The 16,320-nt window shown below is 37.8% G+C and carries 18 protein-coding genes; 7 read left to right on the top strand and 11 right to left on the bottom strand.

Translation table 11 applies throughout. The annotated features are described in order from the left end of the window. Window positions 1–67 precede the first annotated feature (67 nt). From ACZ1GR_RS07190 to ACZ1GR_RS07175, 4 genes are all read left to right on the top strand, one after another. Complete coding sequence (locus tag ACZ1GR_RS07190) at window positions 68–928, top strand: helix-turn-helix domain-containing protein (protein WP_472611475.1); 861 nt, start codon at window positions 68–70, stop codon at window positions 926–928. Between the two features lie 96 nt (window positions 929–1,024). Further along, a complete protein-coding gene (locus tag ACZ1GR_RS07185) occupies window positions 1,025–1,423 on the top strand; it encodes a DUF5367 family protein (RefSeq protein WP_472611474.1) in 399 nt (132 codons plus the stop codon). An 18-nt stretch (window positions 1,424–1,441) separates the two neighbouring features. Then, window positions 1,442–1,936: an anthrone oxygenase family protein gene (locus tag ACZ1GR_RS07180; RefSeq protein ID WP_472611473.1), complete on the top strand. Its 495-nt coding sequence runs from the start codon at window positions 1,442–1,444 to the stop codon at window positions 1,934–1,936. A 29-nt stretch (window positions 1,937–1,965) separates the two neighbouring features. Next, window positions 1,966–2,802 carry an NmrA family NAD(P)-binding protein gene (locus ACZ1GR_RS07175; protein WP_472611472.1) on the top strand — a complete coding sequence of 279 codons (837 nt, stop codon included), beginning with the start codon at window positions 1,966–1,968 and terminating at the stop codon, window positions 2,800–2,802. Between the two features lie 67 nt (window positions 2,803–2,869). Here the strand turns inward: ACZ1GR_RS07175 and ACZ1GR_RS07170 are convergent, their stop codons facing one another. The 8 genes from ACZ1GR_RS07170 to ACZ1GR_RS07135 all read right to left on the bottom strand — a co-directional run bounded on the left by ACZ1GR_RS07170 (window position 2,870) and on the right by ACZ1GR_RS07135 (window position 10,352). Beyond that, window positions 2,870–3,673, bottom strand: a complete 804-nt coding sequence (locus tag ACZ1GR_RS07170) for an SH3 domain-containing protein (RefSeq protein WP_472611471.1) — start codon at window positions 3,671–3,673, stop codon at window positions 2,870–2,872. Between the two features lie 382 nt (window positions 3,674–4,055). Beyond that, entirely contained in the window at window positions 4,056–5,108 is a 1,053-nt protein-coding gene (locus tag ACZ1GR_RS07165; RefSeq protein ID WP_472611470.1) for an adenylate/guanylate cyclase domain-containing protein, read from the bottom strand. Next, a complete protein-coding gene (locus tag ACZ1GR_RS07160) occupies window positions 5,086–5,502 on the bottom strand; it encodes a VOC family protein (RefSeq protein ID WP_472611469.1) in 417 nt (138 codons plus the stop codon). Before ACZ1GR_RS07160 ends, ACZ1GR_RS07165 begins: the two co-directional genes overlap by 23 nt. Before the next feature lie 5 nt (window positions 5,503–5,507). After that, window positions 5,508–6,233, bottom strand: a complete 726-nt coding sequence (locus ACZ1GR_RS07155; protein WP_472611468.1) for a DUF3307 domain-containing protein — start codon at window positions 6,231–6,233, stop codon at window positions 5,508–5,510. Further along, on the bottom strand, window positions 6,230–6,838 hold the full coding sequence (locus ACZ1GR_RS07150; protein WP_472611467.1) for a transcriptional regulator: 609 nt from the start codon (window positions 6,836–6,838) through the stop codon (window positions 6,230–6,232). The genes ACZ1GR_RS07155 and ACZ1GR_RS07150 overlap by 4 nt, the downstream gene beginning before the upstream one ends. A 152-nt stretch (window positions 6,839–6,990) precedes the next feature. Continuing rightward, window positions 6,991–7,428 carry a hypothetical protein gene (locus ACZ1GR_RS07145; protein WP_472611466.1) on the bottom strand — a complete coding sequence of 146 codons (438 nt, stop codon included), beginning with the start codon at window positions 7,426–7,428 and terminating at the stop codon, window positions 6,991–6,993. Window positions 7,429–7,523: 95 nt separating this feature from the next. Beyond that, complete coding sequence (locus ACZ1GR_RS07140) at window positions 7,524–7,709, bottom strand: hypothetical protein (protein WP_377767926.1); 186 nt, start codon at window positions 7,707–7,709, stop codon at window positions 7,524–7,526. 141 nt (window positions 7,710–7,850) lie between these two features. Then, window positions 7,851–10,352, bottom strand: coding sequence for a zinc-dependent metalloprotease (locus ACZ1GR_RS07135; protein WP_472611465.1), 2,502 nt, complete (start codon window positions 10,350–10,352; stop codon window positions 7,851–7,853). 267 nt (window positions 10,353–10,619) lie between these two features. Between ACZ1GR_RS07135 and ACZ1GR_RS07130 the strand changes: the two genes are divergently transcribed. The 3 genes from ACZ1GR_RS07130 (at window position 10,620) to ACZ1GR_RS07120 (ending at window position 12,924) form a co-directional block, all read left to right on the top strand. Next, a complete protein-coding gene (locus ACZ1GR_RS07130) occupies window positions 10,620–11,357 on the top strand; it encodes a hypothetical protein (protein WP_472611464.1) in 738 nt (245 codons plus the stop codon). 337 nt (window positions 11,358–11,694) lie between these two features. Continuing rightward, the gene (locus tag ACZ1GR_RS07125) at window positions 11,695–11,994 is read left to right on the top strand and encodes a hypothetical protein (protein WP_472611463.1); all 300 of its coding nucleotides are present in this window, start codon (window positions 11,695–11,697) and stop codon (window positions 11,992–11,994) included. Between the two features lie 183 nt (window positions 11,995–12,177). Further along, window positions 12,178–12,924, top strand: a complete 747-nt coding sequence (locus tag ACZ1GR_RS07120) for a leucine-rich repeat domain-containing protein (RefSeq protein WP_472611462.1) — start codon at window positions 12,178–12,180, stop codon at window positions 12,922–12,924. Window positions 12,925–12,974: 50 nt separating this feature from the next. Here ACZ1GR_RS07120 and ACZ1GR_RS07115 read toward each other — a convergent pair whose 3' ends face one another. The 3 genes from ACZ1GR_RS07115 to ACZ1GR_RS07105 are packed head-to-tail and all read right to left on the bottom strand — an operon-like array spanning window position 12,975 to window position 16,294. Continuing rightward, window positions 12,975–14,405 (bottom strand): SLC13 family permease, encoded by a 1,431-nt coding sequence (locus tag ACZ1GR_RS07115; RefSeq protein WP_472611461.1) that lies wholly within the window; start codon window positions 14,403–14,405, stop codon window positions 12,975–12,977. Window positions 14,406–14,463: 58 nt separating this feature from the next. Beyond that, window positions 14,464–15,144, bottom strand: coding sequence for a HupE/UreJ family protein (locus ACZ1GR_RS07110; RefSeq protein WP_472611460.1), 681 nt, complete (start codon window positions 15,142–15,144; stop codon window positions 14,464–14,466). Continuing rightward, window positions 15,131–16,294 (bottom strand): DUF4198 domain-containing protein, encoded by a 1,164-nt coding sequence (locus ACZ1GR_RS07105; protein ID WP_472611459.1) that lies wholly within the window; start codon window positions 16,292–16,294, stop codon window positions 15,131–15,133. Before ACZ1GR_RS07105 ends, ACZ1GR_RS07110 begins: the two co-directional genes overlap by 14 nt. Window positions 16,295–16,320: the final 26 nt, after the last annotated feature.

Below are 16,320 nucleotides of genomic sequence, written 5' to 3'. Positions count from 1 at the left end.
CTTTTTAAAGTTTGAAGTATGACAGCTATTGTCGATGTTTTGACAATTCGTTAATTTTAGTAGCACTATGACAAGGGACGTTATCAACATCAATGATTTTATCATTTTGGTCGAAGAGGCCAATTCTGATAAAGTCATTATAGATTCTTGCCAATTTGATGAAGAAGTGATTGCGGTGGCCTTTTATGGTTCTGGTAATGTGCACCTTTCAATGGACTATAAAGAGAAAAAAGTGCCTTATAAGAATACCAAGGGTTTGGCGATTTCTTTTTATGCGGATACCAATGTAGATTGTGTGCACACCGTTTCGCCGGATAAGCCCTTGCAATGTATTTTAATCGCAACATCACCTAAAAACCTCAAGAACCTGCCGAATGGAGAAGGGGAACTATTTACCGATCTTTTAAAGAAATTGGTGAATCCATCGGATTCTTATGTTGAAGGGCCACGTTTTTTTATGACCCCGGAAATGGAGCATATTGTCGATACTATTTTTAGTAACCGATACGAAGGCAAGGCCAAGATGATGTTTTTTCGAAGTCAGATTACGGCGTTACTATCACATTTTTTTTGGCAATTGTCAACCTTATCTACCAGCCCTATAAAAACTAATGAACGTGAAAAACTATATAAGGCCAAAGAAATTCTCTCCAGTAATTTAGATACACCACCTTCTTTAACGGAACTTTCTCGGCAAATTGGTCTTAATACTTTTAAACTTAAAAAAGACTTTAAAGCGCTTTTTGGTGTACCGGTATTCAAATACTTACAAAATGAACGCATGACCACAGCCCACGACCTAATTCGTAGTAAAAGTGCCACAGTACAAGAAGCAGCCTGGCATGTTGGCTATGATAGTTTAAGTTCTTTTTCGAACGCTTTCACCAAAAAGTTTGGCTTTAGACCTAGTGAAATAAAGGTTTCTTAGGCAATACTCCTTTTCGAACAAATCATTCTCCTTTTTAAACAAGTGCCTCGGTTGGGGCTGCTCTAGTTTTGTCTTGTAATTAAAAAACAAGCAGTTATGAAAACTTTTAGGGCCATTATAATCGGGATAATCATATGGATGATAGGAGTGACTATTTATACACTTTCTTACTACCTACCCATTTTGAAAAATGTGGAACGCCAAGCCAATTTAGCGCTCTTCGTGGGGGTAATACCATTGGTTTGGTTTGGAGCAAAACAGTATTACAAGAAGGACAATACAACCCATGGTATGTGGGTCGGAATTACCTTTTTTGGGGTCGCCGCCATTTTAGATGCCCTAATTACCGTGCCTTTTCTCGTAGTACCTCAAGGAGGAAACCACTATGTCTTTTTTAGTGACCCAGGCTTTTGGCTCATAGGTGGGGTTTTTATCACCACCGCCATACTGTATGGCCATTTTAGGGGAGTACAAGGTGTACAAAGAAAAGTTTAAGCAATAAAATTTAGTCTTATGGAAATATCGACAAGTAGTCTTAGCCTTTTTACGGTAACATTATTGGTAGGGCTAACCGCAGGGATTTGTTTTACCTGGGGGAATGCCGTAACCCCAGGAATTGGACAATTAAATGACCTGGGTTATTTACAGGCGTTTCAGAAAATGAATCGCAGCATTGAAAACCCACTCTTTTTTGCAGTATTCTTTGGGTCTTTTTTAGTAGGTATCGCCGCTATTTTTACAAATAAGGGAATATCACCGGAGCATTTTGGGCTGATCTTACTGGCTGTTAGCCTATACTTTTTAGGAGTGGTGATTGTAACCGTTTTTGGAAACGTGCCTTTGAATCAAATCTTGGATAAGGCAGATTTGGTCAACAGCTCCGAGGAAGAACTTCGAGCCCTTAGGGAACGATTTGAAAATCCGTGGAATCGATTTCACATTATCAGGATCATAGCATCAATGACATCGTTCGCTTTATTGATTATCGCGGGCATAAGTAAATCATAAATAAGTATAAACATCAAAAATTGAAAATCATGAAAAACAACATTTTAGTTTTAGGAGGAAAAGGAAAGACGGGAAGACGAATTGTAGAACGTTTAAACAAAATGGGGCACAACGTGCGTATTGGTTCACGAGGTGAAAAACCTGCCTTTGATTGGGACAAACCTGCGGGTTGGCCAGCAGTATTAGAAGGAATGGAAAGCGTTTACATTACATACCAACCAGATTTAGCTGTACCAGGTGCAAAAGAGGCAATCGAAGCATTAACCAGAATAGCGAAACATCAAGGTGTTAAAAAATTGGTGCTCTTATCGGGCAAGGGAGAAGTGGAGGCTGAAGCCTGCGAACAAATAATCATTAATTGCGGTTTAGATTATACTATTGTTCGTGCAAGCTGGTTTAGCCAAAATTTTAGCGAAAGCTTTTTCTTGGAGCCTATATTACATGGTCATGTGGCCTTGCCGCAGGCAGATGTAAAAGTACCCTATGTCGATGCCGAGGACATCGCCGATGTTGCCGTTGAAGCCTTATTGGAAGCTAAGCATAACGGGCAGATTTATGAGCTTACGGGTTCTCGGATGCTAACTTTTAGGGAAGTAACCGCTGAAATTGCAAGTGCGACCGGAAGAACTATTGAATTTACTTCGATTACCCTGCCAGAGTACACTGAAATGCTAGAAACGCATGGAGTTCCTGACGATTATATCTGGTTGATTAATTATTTGTTTGTTGAGGTTTTAGCAAATGAAAAAAATCAAATGGTTAGCCATGATATTGAAAAGGTTTTGGGACGAAAGGCCAAAGATTTTTCAAATTATGTCACGGAAACAACGGCAACTGGGGTCTGGAATCAGGCAATACAGGTATAATCTAAAAGCATTAGCTGTAAAAAAGGCAGGCAGTTACGCTTGCCTTTTAACTTCGCTATATGAATACTTACTGTTGTGCTAATTTAAGGCGCGTATCGGTCCAAACCATTTCTTTGGTCTCTAAACTTTTTTCGAGCCATCGAGAGATTCCGTCAAAGTTTTTGCCGATTTCTTTTTTGTACCGAATTTTATTGTCCAGACCATTGGTATCCTCAGGAAAAATCAATTGTTCCTTAAAATAGTAGGCACTGCCATCGGCCCGTTGCGAAACCCTGGCTACTTGATGTAGTTTATTCTCTTGTTGAAAAAGATAAATTCCACCTCCTTCAACACCGTAGGCGTTGGCAATATAGTCGACAAATAAAATTCCTTGAACACCTTTCAAACCTTTGTTGCCCAATTGGGTCAACTGAAAATTTGTATTGGCCAAACGGGTCTTTTTTTCTTCAAAGGAGCCGTCTTCTCGTAAGCTTCGAATCAATAGGTAATCTTCGTCACCCATTTTTGCCCTTCCAAAGAGATGGACGACGGAATTTATGGTCTTTTTTTCAAGGGCCAACAATCCGCCTAATACATAGCCTTCGGTTCCCTTATAATCCACTTTGTAAAAGTGATGGTCCATACCCTTGTAGCGCCATGAGTGCTCATGTTTTTCTTGCACTACCATATGCATGCCAATGGGTAAGGTTTTCAAGACCTTCGATTCGGTACTTGGTGCTTCTCGCAATTGTACCTGGTCACCAAATAGGTACACGATTTGCCCAGCTTCAAAACCGCAATTAGCATCAAGACAATGCAATTTCTCTTGGGCGTTTGCAAACAAACAGATGGTTAGTAAGGTAAGGATGGATAACATCTGTTTTGCTTTCATAATATTAAATTTAAATGAACGTAGACCAATAGCGGTCTCCTTATTATCTACCTTGAAAGCAATGATTATGGTCTTCGCTACCGATGAAGAGGTTCAAAATTTCGTTGAAATACGGTATTTATAAAATCTTTAACAATACTAGTATTGCCATCTAAAAATGTCAGTTCGAGTGATTTGCCAAAAGCAAATCGTATCGAGAACAGTTTTGGAACACAAAAGCTTCTCGATACATTTTCACCTGAACTGTCGTTCATCTGAAAACACTCGAAGTGACAATGAGTTTTAGGAATAATTTTCTACACTATGTTGGAAAATCAATCGCAGGCGTTAATTTTTTAACGCCTTAAAAACCTAGATGCTTACCCAATAAAGGTCTTGGTTGTTATGATTTTAATACAGAGAAAATAGTAACTTCGTTTTGCTTTCCCTTAAGTGGTACGACACCCTTTTTCAAGTATGAATAGCCTTCTAATACAATTTGATTTTTTAAGGTTTCCGAAATTAATAGCGATGCCTCCAATTTATTGCATTGCCCCTGTATACGGGCAGCTGTGTTAATAGTGTCGCCATGGTAGGCGATTTCTTTTTTGTACTTTCCGACTTCGGTAACCGTGACCAGCCCAGCATGTATACCTGCTTTAAAGAAAGGTTGACAATTGTACTTTTCTTGATAGTAACTAGTGCGTTGTTTTAAGAGTTCAACGAAATTAAAATAAGCTTCAAGGCAGTTTTGGTTTTTAAGTCCTTTTTCTAGGGGCCACGTGAGTACTGCTTCATCACCAACATATTGGTATATCTCTGCTTCAAAATCATTCACAATGGCCAAATCGTTAAAGCAGTCTTGGATTAGGGTGCTGTATTTTATATGTCCTAATTTTTCTGCAAGCATTGTGGAGGCTTGTAAATCTAAAAACATAAAAATGCGTTCTTCTTCTCTTGGAGTGTAGAACTTACCTCGTAAAAGTTTATTAAGGTTGCCTTCACCCAATAATAGATTAACCTGACGTAGTACTGATAATAAAAAGTCTACAGATAGTACATACACATATACGGCAATACTGCCTGATTGTGAAGTGAAGTCCGTAATGCTCATATCAACATTGAACAATGTTGTAAATAAGAAGAATGCTAAAAATGTTAGGGTTATTATGAAAAGTAAAGAATAACAGAAGCGAATAAACAATAGGTTACGAAGCGAATAATTTTTGTAAAGTCTTTCTTCAGTTAACACCTGTGCTATTCCAGATATCAAACCCATAATAACTCCCATACAAAGAGCCATCAAAATTCGTGATTCGGGAGAAATCTCTAATAGACCCACTTCTATAGTACCCATTGTTCTCACAGAGACGAACATAAGAAATGCAAGAGTCCAGCTAATAATATAAAAACGGAGAATGCGCCAGTTGCGTTTACTCATGGTAGCCTTTTTCATGTAGCCTTTTAGATATCCACCAATAATTACCGGCTGGGTCTACAACTCCGCTTTGGCGGTCGCCATAATCCATATCGGCAGGGGTAAAAAGTTCTTCCGCACCATATGTCAAGGCATTTTTATGAATCGCATCTACATCGCTTACATAGAGGTATAGTGCGGTTCGCATACCCATAAACTGCCCGCGTGCCTGGCTTATCATAATACAGGTGTCACCTATTTTTAAAATGCAATTACCTATATCTCCATTCTGCGGATTTATAGAACGATTTATTTCTTGGGCATCAAAGGCTTTTTCTAAAAAAGAAATAAGCGCTTGCGGTTTTTCTGTGAATAGATAGGTGTTTACGGTTGCAAAACCTTCTGGCTGATAGGTGTCGTAACAATCATTCATAAGGTCTAGATTAAAGTAATCAGATAATTATACGCCAATCCGGCTAAAATGGCCAGACCAAAGCTCAATAAGGTTCCGATAAGCACATATTCCGTTAGTTTTCGGTTTTTTCCTTTGTTGAGGTCACCAAATCGAAACACAGATTTTGCGGTAATCAATAGCCCAATGGCCGACCATTGCCCTAAAAGAATAAATACAAAAACGAAAATACGCTCTAACATGCCAATATAACGACCTGCATTTTTAAGAGATGTGCCTTCGCCTTCTTCTTCATCTTTGGAAAGTTCGGTTATATACGGAGCCAATAGCATTTTGATTATAATAGCGGACACATAGCTCACAAAGGCTATCATAGCGAAAAAGAGCAGCATCTCAGGTGACAATAAAAAACTAAAATCTACTGTAAAGGATTCTATGGTATAAACAACCCCAACGAGTACCAGTAAGTGTGCTAGTTGATCTGCGGCGAAGAGCCAGCGAAAATTTTTCTCGTTGGTAAGAGTAAGCTTTGCCAAATCGATGAGGTAATGGCTTACGATAATGATGACAATACTGCCTATATGCTTAAACTGTAGTAAAAATAAGAGCGCGACTGAATGCACTCCGATATGAAAGTATAAGTATTTTGACCTTACCTTTTTTTCAAGTTTGTCTTCTACCCAACGGGCGGGTTGAAAGACAAAGTCTCCAAGAAAGTGTGCGAGTACGAGTTTTAGGGCCAATAACATCATAATTCGTTTATTTTGATTTGGTAATGCTGTAGTAGTTGTTTTATTTCATCAAACCCTGCTCGTATAAGTGCTTCACTAATATTGCTTTGTGATTTACCCAAGATGGATGCCAGCTCATTTTGATTTGTATTAGGGTTGTCCATCGCTGTTTTTACAATCCTTGATGTTGCAGGCAACCAGTTGTCCATGGTCAACGCTGCTAATTTCAACATTAGATTTAGGGTTTTGTCAAATGTGGCTATCCCCGATTTTAATGCTAGGGTTTGTTTTTTTAAATTTTGAAAACATTCCCCTGAATGCACAAAAGCGGAACCATTTGATTCTGTTAATTTTTCGGCATTGTAGTCTTTATCGCCAATACCAATAGCTATGCGAACATCTATATTTTTCTTTTGCTTCATTTGGGCTTTAATATATATGGCAGCTTCTAAAGCTTTTACTGTGGTTACCTCTAATTGAAAACTGTCTCCGCGATAGATTTCCCAATTTTTGGGTTCTTTTCCATACTTGTTTAAAGCCTTCTTTAAGTTAGAAAGCCATACCTCCGGTTTCTCCTTACGGGAATTGATAACATCCCCTGTTAGAACTGCAGTTGTAATAGTCATACGACAAATATCGGTAAAATAGCCGATAATTAAAAATATCGGTAAAATAGCCGATAATAGCACATATCGGTTAATTAGCAGATATGGTGCTTTTGGGAAGCAAAAAAGCCCCTGATGTACATCAGAGGCCCTTTAAAATCAACAAAAAATATTTATCCTCTTCTACCAGCTTTCTGCATTTTCTTTTTGCTGTGGATACCTTTTCGATTGCGCGCTTTTTTCCAAAGCTCGAACTGCTCATCGGTAAGTATTTCTTTCAATTTCTCTTGCTGTGCAATTTTTCGATCTAAAATTGCATTCTGCATTTCAAATTTTTCATTGGTGCTCAATTTTTCATGCTCACCTTTTTCTTTTCGTTCCGCCATTTTTGCTTTACGAAATTCGGCCTCCTCTAGATTGATCTTTAAAACTTCTTCTTGTTGTTTTGATGTCAATTCTAAAGCCAAAGCCATTTTTTTTGTTTTAAGCGTAGCCAATTGCTCGGCAGTCATATCATGCGCTGCTCTTTGACGTTCATGGTCACGTTTACCTGGTTGGGCAATCGCTGTTAGGCTCAACAGCAAAGCCATTGTTAAAATTAAATTCTTCATGTTATAGATTTAAATGATTTGCCTATTTGACTAGTATAGCCGTAATAGGTTTAAAACCATTTAGAAGTTTATGAAGCTTTTAACAGGTATGGTAATTATTGTACGGGGGTTTCAAGCTCATCAGCATCTGAGTCTTCAAGTTGCTCAGTGTCGATATCGACAACTTCACTAGAAGTGATCTTATCTTGAAATTTTTGCTCTTGCTCAATATTATTATAGAAGAATGCCGCTACAGCAAATAATAGGAAATAAATAAAGCTTTTGATTTTGTAGGTCTTCATGATGTTTATGATTTGGGATTCTAAATGTAGGAATTTATATGAGGAGATATTCAGATATGTTGTGAAACAATGATTTATGTAGGTGAAAATAAAAAGGGACAACCAAATTGCCCCTTTCATCGATAAAACTTTTTTTAAATTTTACCCATTAGGGTTTAAAATAGCATCAATACGTTCTAAGGCATCTTGTAAATGATATCTGCTCATACTGTTAGAAGTTCTTGAAAGTCCGTTTCTAATATCACGCTTTAAATTGTTTAACTCAGCGCGTGCTACCGAACGGATGTCTGACTGACTTGTATTTACAGCAGTAGATTTTTGATACCCCCCAAAGTTGGGTTGCTTGCGCTGGTTCTCAGCTGTCATTAAATACCCTAATCTATCTATATGCGCTTTTTGTAAGTTTCTACGGTAGGTATCTATAGATTTACCGCTTCTGGTTTCTGACCAGATACCCTTTCTAAGGTCGCCCATAATATCAGTGAGTTTGTAGGCATCGTTTCCGTTTATAGTTTCGTTTTCGATAGCTCTGGCCAATTTGCCTAAACTCAACATGGTATTTAAAGTTCTTGTCTGTACGGCTCGAACACGCTCTACCGAACCAGAATATTGAATCTTATTAAAAATTTCCTGATCTAACATCCATTCTGGAGTTTGAAACAATTGCTCTTGAATAAAGTTCATACATTTTTTTTGATGGGCTTTATCGACATGTGTGTAAACCGCACCTTCTTGGTCAAATGTTTTATTGTACTCGTAGACACCACCAATGTTATTGGCTACATGGCCCATATACCTATTAAACTGCCCAACGACCTGGCCATACAGGGTAGCCAAATCATCATAATTTTTTCCATCTTCAGCTATCCACTCTTTTAGGTTAGGTACAATACGCTTAAGGTTGGCAATACCATAAAGACTTGCTTTAACGGCATCATCGCCTAAATCTTCGGTCTGTGAGCTAGGATCGTGAATGTCACCTATTTGTTGATGACCAAAACGATACATAGGGTCATCTGCGTGTTTTAGAATCCAACTGTCTAAAACAGGCTTTTCTTCCTTAGCTGACTTATCTAAAATTGGGCGGTATCCCCAGTTTATGGCATGCTTGTCATATATACCTATGTTGGGCATTAAAGCGACACCTTCATCGCCTGGTTGCGCTACGTAGTTAAAACGCGCGTAATCCATAATAGACGGTGCGGTACCATATTTTTTGGTAAATGTGGCGGAGCGTAAAGAGTCTACCGGATATGCGACACTGCTACCCATATTATGCGGTAGCCCCAAGGTATGGCCCACTTCATGTGCCGATACAAAACGGATCAGACGACCCATAATCTCATCTTTAAATGCTACTCCTCTAGCTTCTGGATTTATTGCAGCTGTTTGCACAAAGAACCAGTTACGTAACAAGGTCATCACATTATGGTACCAGTTGATATCCGACTCTAAAATTTCCCCACTTCTTGGATCGCTTACGTGTGGTCCGTTGGCATTGGGTATTGGTGATGCTAAATAACGGACTACGGAGTAGCGCACATCTTCAGGAGACCATTCTGGATCTTCCTCAACTGTTGGTGGGTCTTTGGCTATAATGGCATTTTTAAATCCTGCCGCTTCAAAGGCAACTTGCCAATCTTCTATGCCTTGTTTGATAAATGGCACCCATACTTTTGGTGTAGCTCTATCTATATAGTATATGATCTGTTTTTTTGGTTCTACCAATTCTCCGGCCTTAAACTTGGCCATGTCTTCATCTTTGACCTCTAAACGCCATCTATCTAAATACGTAACCCGCTTACTTTCTTGAGCATCTAAACCATAATCTACTTGGCCACGTGCAAACCAACCTACACGCTTATCAAAATAACGTCTTTTCATTGGTTCGGCAGGTAGCAGAATCATAGAGTTATTGATTTCTATAGAAATGGACCCTAAGCTTTGATTACTAGGGGCCGATTTGGCATTATACGTTTTTACGTGTCTTGCCTCTACGTTTAAAGGGTAACTTTTAATACTTTCAATATAGCTTCGTTCACCATCTAAACGGCTTACTTTATAGCGTGTTCTGTAAAAATCGGGCATACCCAAGGCATTTACATCCTTTGTAAATAAAGGGTCAACCTCTATAACGGTAGCAGGATTGAGCGAATCTTTCTTGTTAAATGCTTTAATGTCAAATGCATAGAGTACAGGCTCAAAATTCGAATTTACTACGGCTTCGTGAATTGGAAGCGAGTCGGCAGCAAAGTTACCGTACGATACTACGCGCAGTAGTACCTTTTTCGGCTTCTTCTCCCAACGCAGTACCTGGGTATTGATTTTTCCACCCCCAAAACCTATACCGGTCGCAGTTTTAGAAATTCTACTCACCATTAACATTTCCCGGTTAAAAAGGGAATCAGGAATTTCATAAAAGTGTTTGTCTTCTACTTTATGCACGTGAAAAAGACCCTCGTCGGTTTCGGCATTTTTGGTAATGACCTTATCATAAGGTTTAATGTCTCCCTTTTTTGGTTTTTCGGGTGTTTGCTGTTCTGTTTTTTTATTTTTCTTTTTGAAGAGTTGTGCTTCTGTAGTTTGAAAACTTGCTAGGGTAAAAACTACCAATAGTACTTTAAGAAGTATTTTTTTCATCATTTAGTGTTAGTTTGATTTGTTGTAACCTGCCAAAGAACCAAAAAAATGATAAAATCTTCTGTTAAATAAATACTAACTCTCAACTTTTTTATGTGAAAGGTCAACCTTTGGGAATATTGCGTTTTACTGATGGTTTCCGCTGAAACGCCCAGTATAACTACGATGCAGAGCGATGTAAAATTTGTTAAAAAAGGTAAAAAGGTGTAACAATTAACTTTCTCTCCAGTCTTATAAGTATACAACATCAATCATCAAATCAATCAAAAAATGAACAAATTATTATTAATTTATGGTTGCGCACTCTTTAGTGGTTCGCCCATAGTAGAACAAGAAGAAAGTACGGTAGCTGTTAGCGAAAAAATCAACAAAACAGAAACTACGCGCACATTAGAGAACAACTTAACTGCACTTCGTGTTAATGCAGAAAAAAGCAACGAAACTTTAGTTTACACTTCTAGTTTAGTTGACGTTGCAACAACTTTTGATATTAAGGATATTCACTTCATAGAAGTTGAGGAAGAACTGGAACTTGGTTTCGATACCTCAAAATACTTACCTGAGGGCTTTAACCCTTATGAGGCGAATTTTGATCTGACATCAATTGAATTTGAAGGAGTAAGCGAAGCAATAGCATTAGGTTTTGATACTGCCGAGTATTTGCCCGAAAGTTTTGATCCTTACACAGATATCGTTGACATGAAGTCTATCAACTTTATGGAAGAAGAAGAAATCGACTTGGGTTTTAACACGGCAGATTATCTTCCAGAAGGTTTTAATCCGCACGAAGTATATTTTGATATTAAAAGTGTGCAGTTCGGAGACGAAGATTTTGAATATGATTTAGGTTTCGATACCTCAAAATACCTTCCGTTAGGTTTTAATGCTTATCAGAGCGAGATAGCCATGAGCAGTGTAAACTTTATGGAAGAAGAAGAAATCGACTTGGGTTTTGATACTTCAAAGTATCTCCCTGAAAATTTTGACCCTTATGCAAGGTCAAACTAGGTAGGAAGTTTTTTATCAAATTTTTTGAATTAGTTAGTTGAAAGTCCCGGTTCCACACCGGGATTTTTCAGTTTTGTGTACCACGTAAATCAGATTAAAGGTTCTTAACAAAAAGATAACAAAAAAATCGACCAAGTGTTTTTGTTAAAAATAAGGGGTAAAAGCTAACATTTCCGCAATTATGTTGAAATAGAATTACCGGATTGATGGTATTTCAATCAAAATATTATAAATACTTTTCTTACAATAAAAAAGTGGATTGTTAACGAAAGTCAAAACATACTAATATCTATTTTTTGCAGTTTTACCTTTGTCTCAAATCATTAAAACAACGGACATGAAATATAAAAAATACATATCTACCGCTTTTTTAGCAATGCTACTAGTGCCACTTTTTAGTGCAAAAACTACGGCTGCTACCATAGAGGATTTTGATATAGATGCGATTAAATTTATTGAAGAAGAGTCGCAAATAGACTTAGGTTTTGATACGAATGAATACTTGCCCGAAGATTTTAACCCATACCAAGAAGAGGTTCCTGTTGATGGCATCAACTTTATGGAAGAAGAAAGTATTGATTTAGGTTTTGAAACTAAAAACTATCTGCCACAAAACTTTGACCCTTACAAAAAATAGTTCCATAATTTTTTGAATTAGCAATAAGAGCCCCACTCTTTTTAATGGTAAAAGACTGGGGCTTTGCTTTGCAGTTCATCGAATAATTATGGAATTCATGGATGACAAACACATTTTTTATTAAATTGCTGGTTGCCTATATATTTATATGCATATCGTTTAACCAAACCAAATCTTTAAACTATGCGTTTTTCTAAACTCACATTTTCGCTACTAGGATTATTTTTGCTTTGTCTTAACGTTATTACTGCTCAGCTGGAAATAAGTGAAAGAGAAGCAATAGCACTTCTTGAATTAAGAGCTAAGACAAAAGGAAATCTGTGGACCAACCAATGGGATACCGAAGCACCAATATCTGAATGGTATGGGGTAACCATAAAAGATGGTAAAGTTGTCGGTTTAGACCTTTCTAACAACAATTTACAGGGTAGAATACCTATTACCATAGGTAATTTAAAAAACCTAGAAAGGTTAGACTTATCACAAAACAATATTACCGGAAGAATACCTGGATTATTTCGAAAATTCAAGAACTTAAAAGAAGTAAATTTTGAAGATAACCAGTTGGTAGGCACTATACCCAATACCATTAACAAACTTCAAAACTTAGAAGAGTTGAATTTGAGTAATAACAAGTTAAATGGAGCATTACCTGAAACAATTAATGAATTGGGTAAGCTTAATACTTTGGCAGTTGCAAATAATGAGTTGCATGGAGAAATGCCTGCCGGCATGGAAAATTTAAAGAAACTCAAAAGATTATATCTCGCCAACAATGCATTTTCAAATATGAACGGGCTAAGAACACTTTCTAAACAACAGTTGGTTCTTACTGATTTTAAATTGAAAGATGGAAGCATGTTGCCCATAGACTTTTCGAAATCTCAAGAGGGGTTATCGAAATTGGAATTTCAAGACTACGAAGATTAGTTTAAGGCATATTTAAAAAGAAAGGGCACCACTATTGGTGCCCTTTCTTTTTAGAATAATATCGGAACCACAAACTGAAACACAACTATTAAAAGTGCTACCGCAATTAGATTTAGAATAATACCTACACGGGCCATCTGTGGTACTTTTACATAGCCACTGGCAAAGACGATAGCATTTGGTGGTGTGGCCATGGGTAGCATAAAAGCGCAGCTACTGGCCATAGTAACGGGAATCAATAGATATAGCAGCGGAATTTCCAAACCTATGGCAATACCGGCAACAACCGGTGCCAAAACAGCCACGAGAGCTACATTGCTCATAAGTTCTGTCATAAATAGCATTAATAGTATTAGTAGTGAAGCGGTAAAGAGAATGCTTATTTCACTGCTCCCAATGGCATTAGAAACCAAATCTACAATACCGCTAACGGACATTCCTTTAGCCAAAGCAAGCCCACCCCCAAACAAGATTAAAATACCCCATGCCAGCTTAGAAGTATCTTTCCAGTTGATAATAAAATCTCCTTTTTTGATATTGTATGGAACTGAGAACAATGTAATGGCCGCAAAAATACTTATCATGGTATCGGATAGCCCCAAGTTGGGGAAAATGTTGTTGATGAGCGTTCTGAAAATCCATAAAAAAACGGTCACGGCAAAAATGAATAGCACCATTTTTTCTTTACCAGAGGTAGGTCCAAGTTTTTTTAATTCTGCCTGAATAACATCTTTAGAAGCGTTAAACTTTAAATTCTTGTTAGGGAACATCCATTTTACCAATACAAAATAAGTGATGGCTATCATAACTATTGAAAAGGGTAGTCCTATGGTCATCCATTTTAAAAATGAAATTTGAATGCTATATTCATTTTCCAAAAGACCAATTAGCACAGAATTGGGTGGGGTGCCGATTACCGTTGCGATACCTCCAGCATTGGCTGAAAAAGCAATCCCCAACATGACGCTAAGTGCAAAGTTTTGGTCGTTTTTGGTAAAGCCATCCTCATCATCTATCAATAATTTGATCACGGATAAAGCAATGGGGAGCATCACCACAGTACTTGCCGTATTGCTTATCCACATACTTAATGAAGCTGTGGCAATCATAAAACCTAGTACTACTTTATTTGGGGTTGTACCTGTAAACTTGATAATGTTGAGCGCTATGCGTTTATGAAGGTTCACTTTTTCTAAGGCTAAAGCCATTACAAAGCCCCCAAAGAATAAAAATATTATGGGGCTGCCGTAATTTGCACCTACTTCTGCAATCGGCATTATTTTTAGAAGTGGAAAAAGTAAAAGCGGTAGCAAGGCGGTAACCGAAATAGAGACCGCTTCTGTAATCCACCAAATGAGCATCCAAGCTGCAACTGCAATGACGGCATCACCTTTTTCAGAAACTAATAGGAAAGGTAGGTTAACAAGAATCAAAAATACGGTGGGACCTAATAAAAGGCCTAGTTTTTTACTTAGCTCCATTGGGATTCTAAGCTAGGGTTTTTTAAAGTAAAATAAAAGTGAATGCAATAGCTCTTTCTTAATGCCCGTAGAAATAACCATAAACTTGATAAAAGAAAAGCCCTATACCTGCAATCACCAGATAAAAATTGGTTGCCTTGTAAAAAGCTGAATAGCTTTTTTTTGATTTCCAAAGAGTAATTAGAAAAACAATGGGGATAAGCGCCATTACCTGACCAAGTTCAACCCCTATATTAAAGCATACTATTTTCGAAAAAAACTGTGTTGTACCCACATCAAAAGACTGTAGCCGGGTTGAAAGCCCAAAACCATGAATAAGTCCAAAAATGAACACCATCAACAATAGATTTGGCGACTTGGTTTTTACATATTTTTCAAATCCCCCTAAATTTTCGAATCCCTTATAAAGCACACTGAGGGCGATAACAGCATCTATCAAGTGCTCATTGGCCTTGACACCTAAATATGTTGCACCTATAAGTGTGATGCTATGCCCAATCGTGAAAATGGTTATGAATCTAACCACATCCTTAAGCCCATTTAAATAAAAGACGACACCGGCCAAAAATAGTAAATGGTCGTAGCCGGTAATCATATGTTTTGCACCAACGTAGATGTAAGATAAAAGTCCTCCCTTATCCAATATTTCTTGGTCGCTAGCGCTTACTCCATGAGCCAAAAGTAGCAGTGGGAATAGAAGAAATAGTCCGCTTAGCACATATTTTTTAGTGTTCAGCATCTTTATTTTTCTTGTTGAACCATAAAAATAAAATGCCAATAAGAACGAGGCTGCCTATTAGAAAAATGTATGTGGTATAGTTGCTTTCGTGCTGATGTTCATGGGTATGGGTATCTGCACCATGGGCATGGGTCACCTCAAAAGTTAGGGTAGACCAGTTAGACTCGTGGGTCAATCCTTCTTCCTCAGTATTCACTAGATGAATGGTCTGAAAATACCAAATACCATCGGCAGATAGATGTGCTTTTACAATACCTTCCGCATTTGTTCTAAGTTTTTGACCAGATGTATGGGTATGTGATTCTTTGTTTTCTTCCGGTTTATGGGTATGAGGCTCAACATCGTCTTTATGGGTATGCTTTAAACTAGCATTATTTTCCTCTGTATCATGACTATGAGGTTTGGAATTACCGTGGGTATGTTCTTTTTTATCCCCATCATGATTGTGTTTGGGCTCAATTATTTCTGACCCGTGAGAATGACCATGATTTTTTTCAATTTCAATAGTATTATGGGCATGGCTATTTTCATAGGCTTTATAGTCGGCATAGACCAACTGGTTTGCCAATGGTATACCATTCAAAAGTAGTTTTACCGCTAAACTATCACCTGTATGGAGTTCATAAGGATTCTCGAGAGGGATAAACTCAATGGGGTAGTCCAAGGCCGTTTGCCAGTCATCAGTTGTGGTATCGCCAACCTGAAAAATAGTTTTAACGTGCTTTGAATATTTTTCAACCGCTTTGGTCTCTAAAGCATTATTCTTTTTGCGCCATTGCAACATATCATAAATACCTTCATGTTCTAGGTAGTCATTGAAGGATTCAGCGCTCATTTCAAGAGACCTGGCTTTGGTGGATACTCCAGCTACATATGTGCCTGCCCCCCCTGTTTTAAAATTCAGTAATGTGACACTGTCTTTTTCGGTCCATTGTGCATCGGTAACTTTTATTCGGAGACCATTGCTTAAAATACTTGCATCAAGCATTCTGTCTCGTGTGATGATATTTTCACTTTTTTCAAAAGTACCGTTGAAAAGTTGCAATGTAATAGCGGTATTCGGTTCTAAAAAGTAGGTGTCTAATTTAAGAAACATGGTGTGGCTACTAAACAAGCCAATAACGAGGATTGCAAAGAATGTTTTTTTCATAATATCTTGGATTTTGTTTCCCAAAA

It is taken from the genome of Croceitalea sp. W27, from assembly GCF_055693185.1.
Note: the sequence above shows the minus strand (reverse complement) of the source record. Positions and strands in the feature narration are given on the sequence as shown.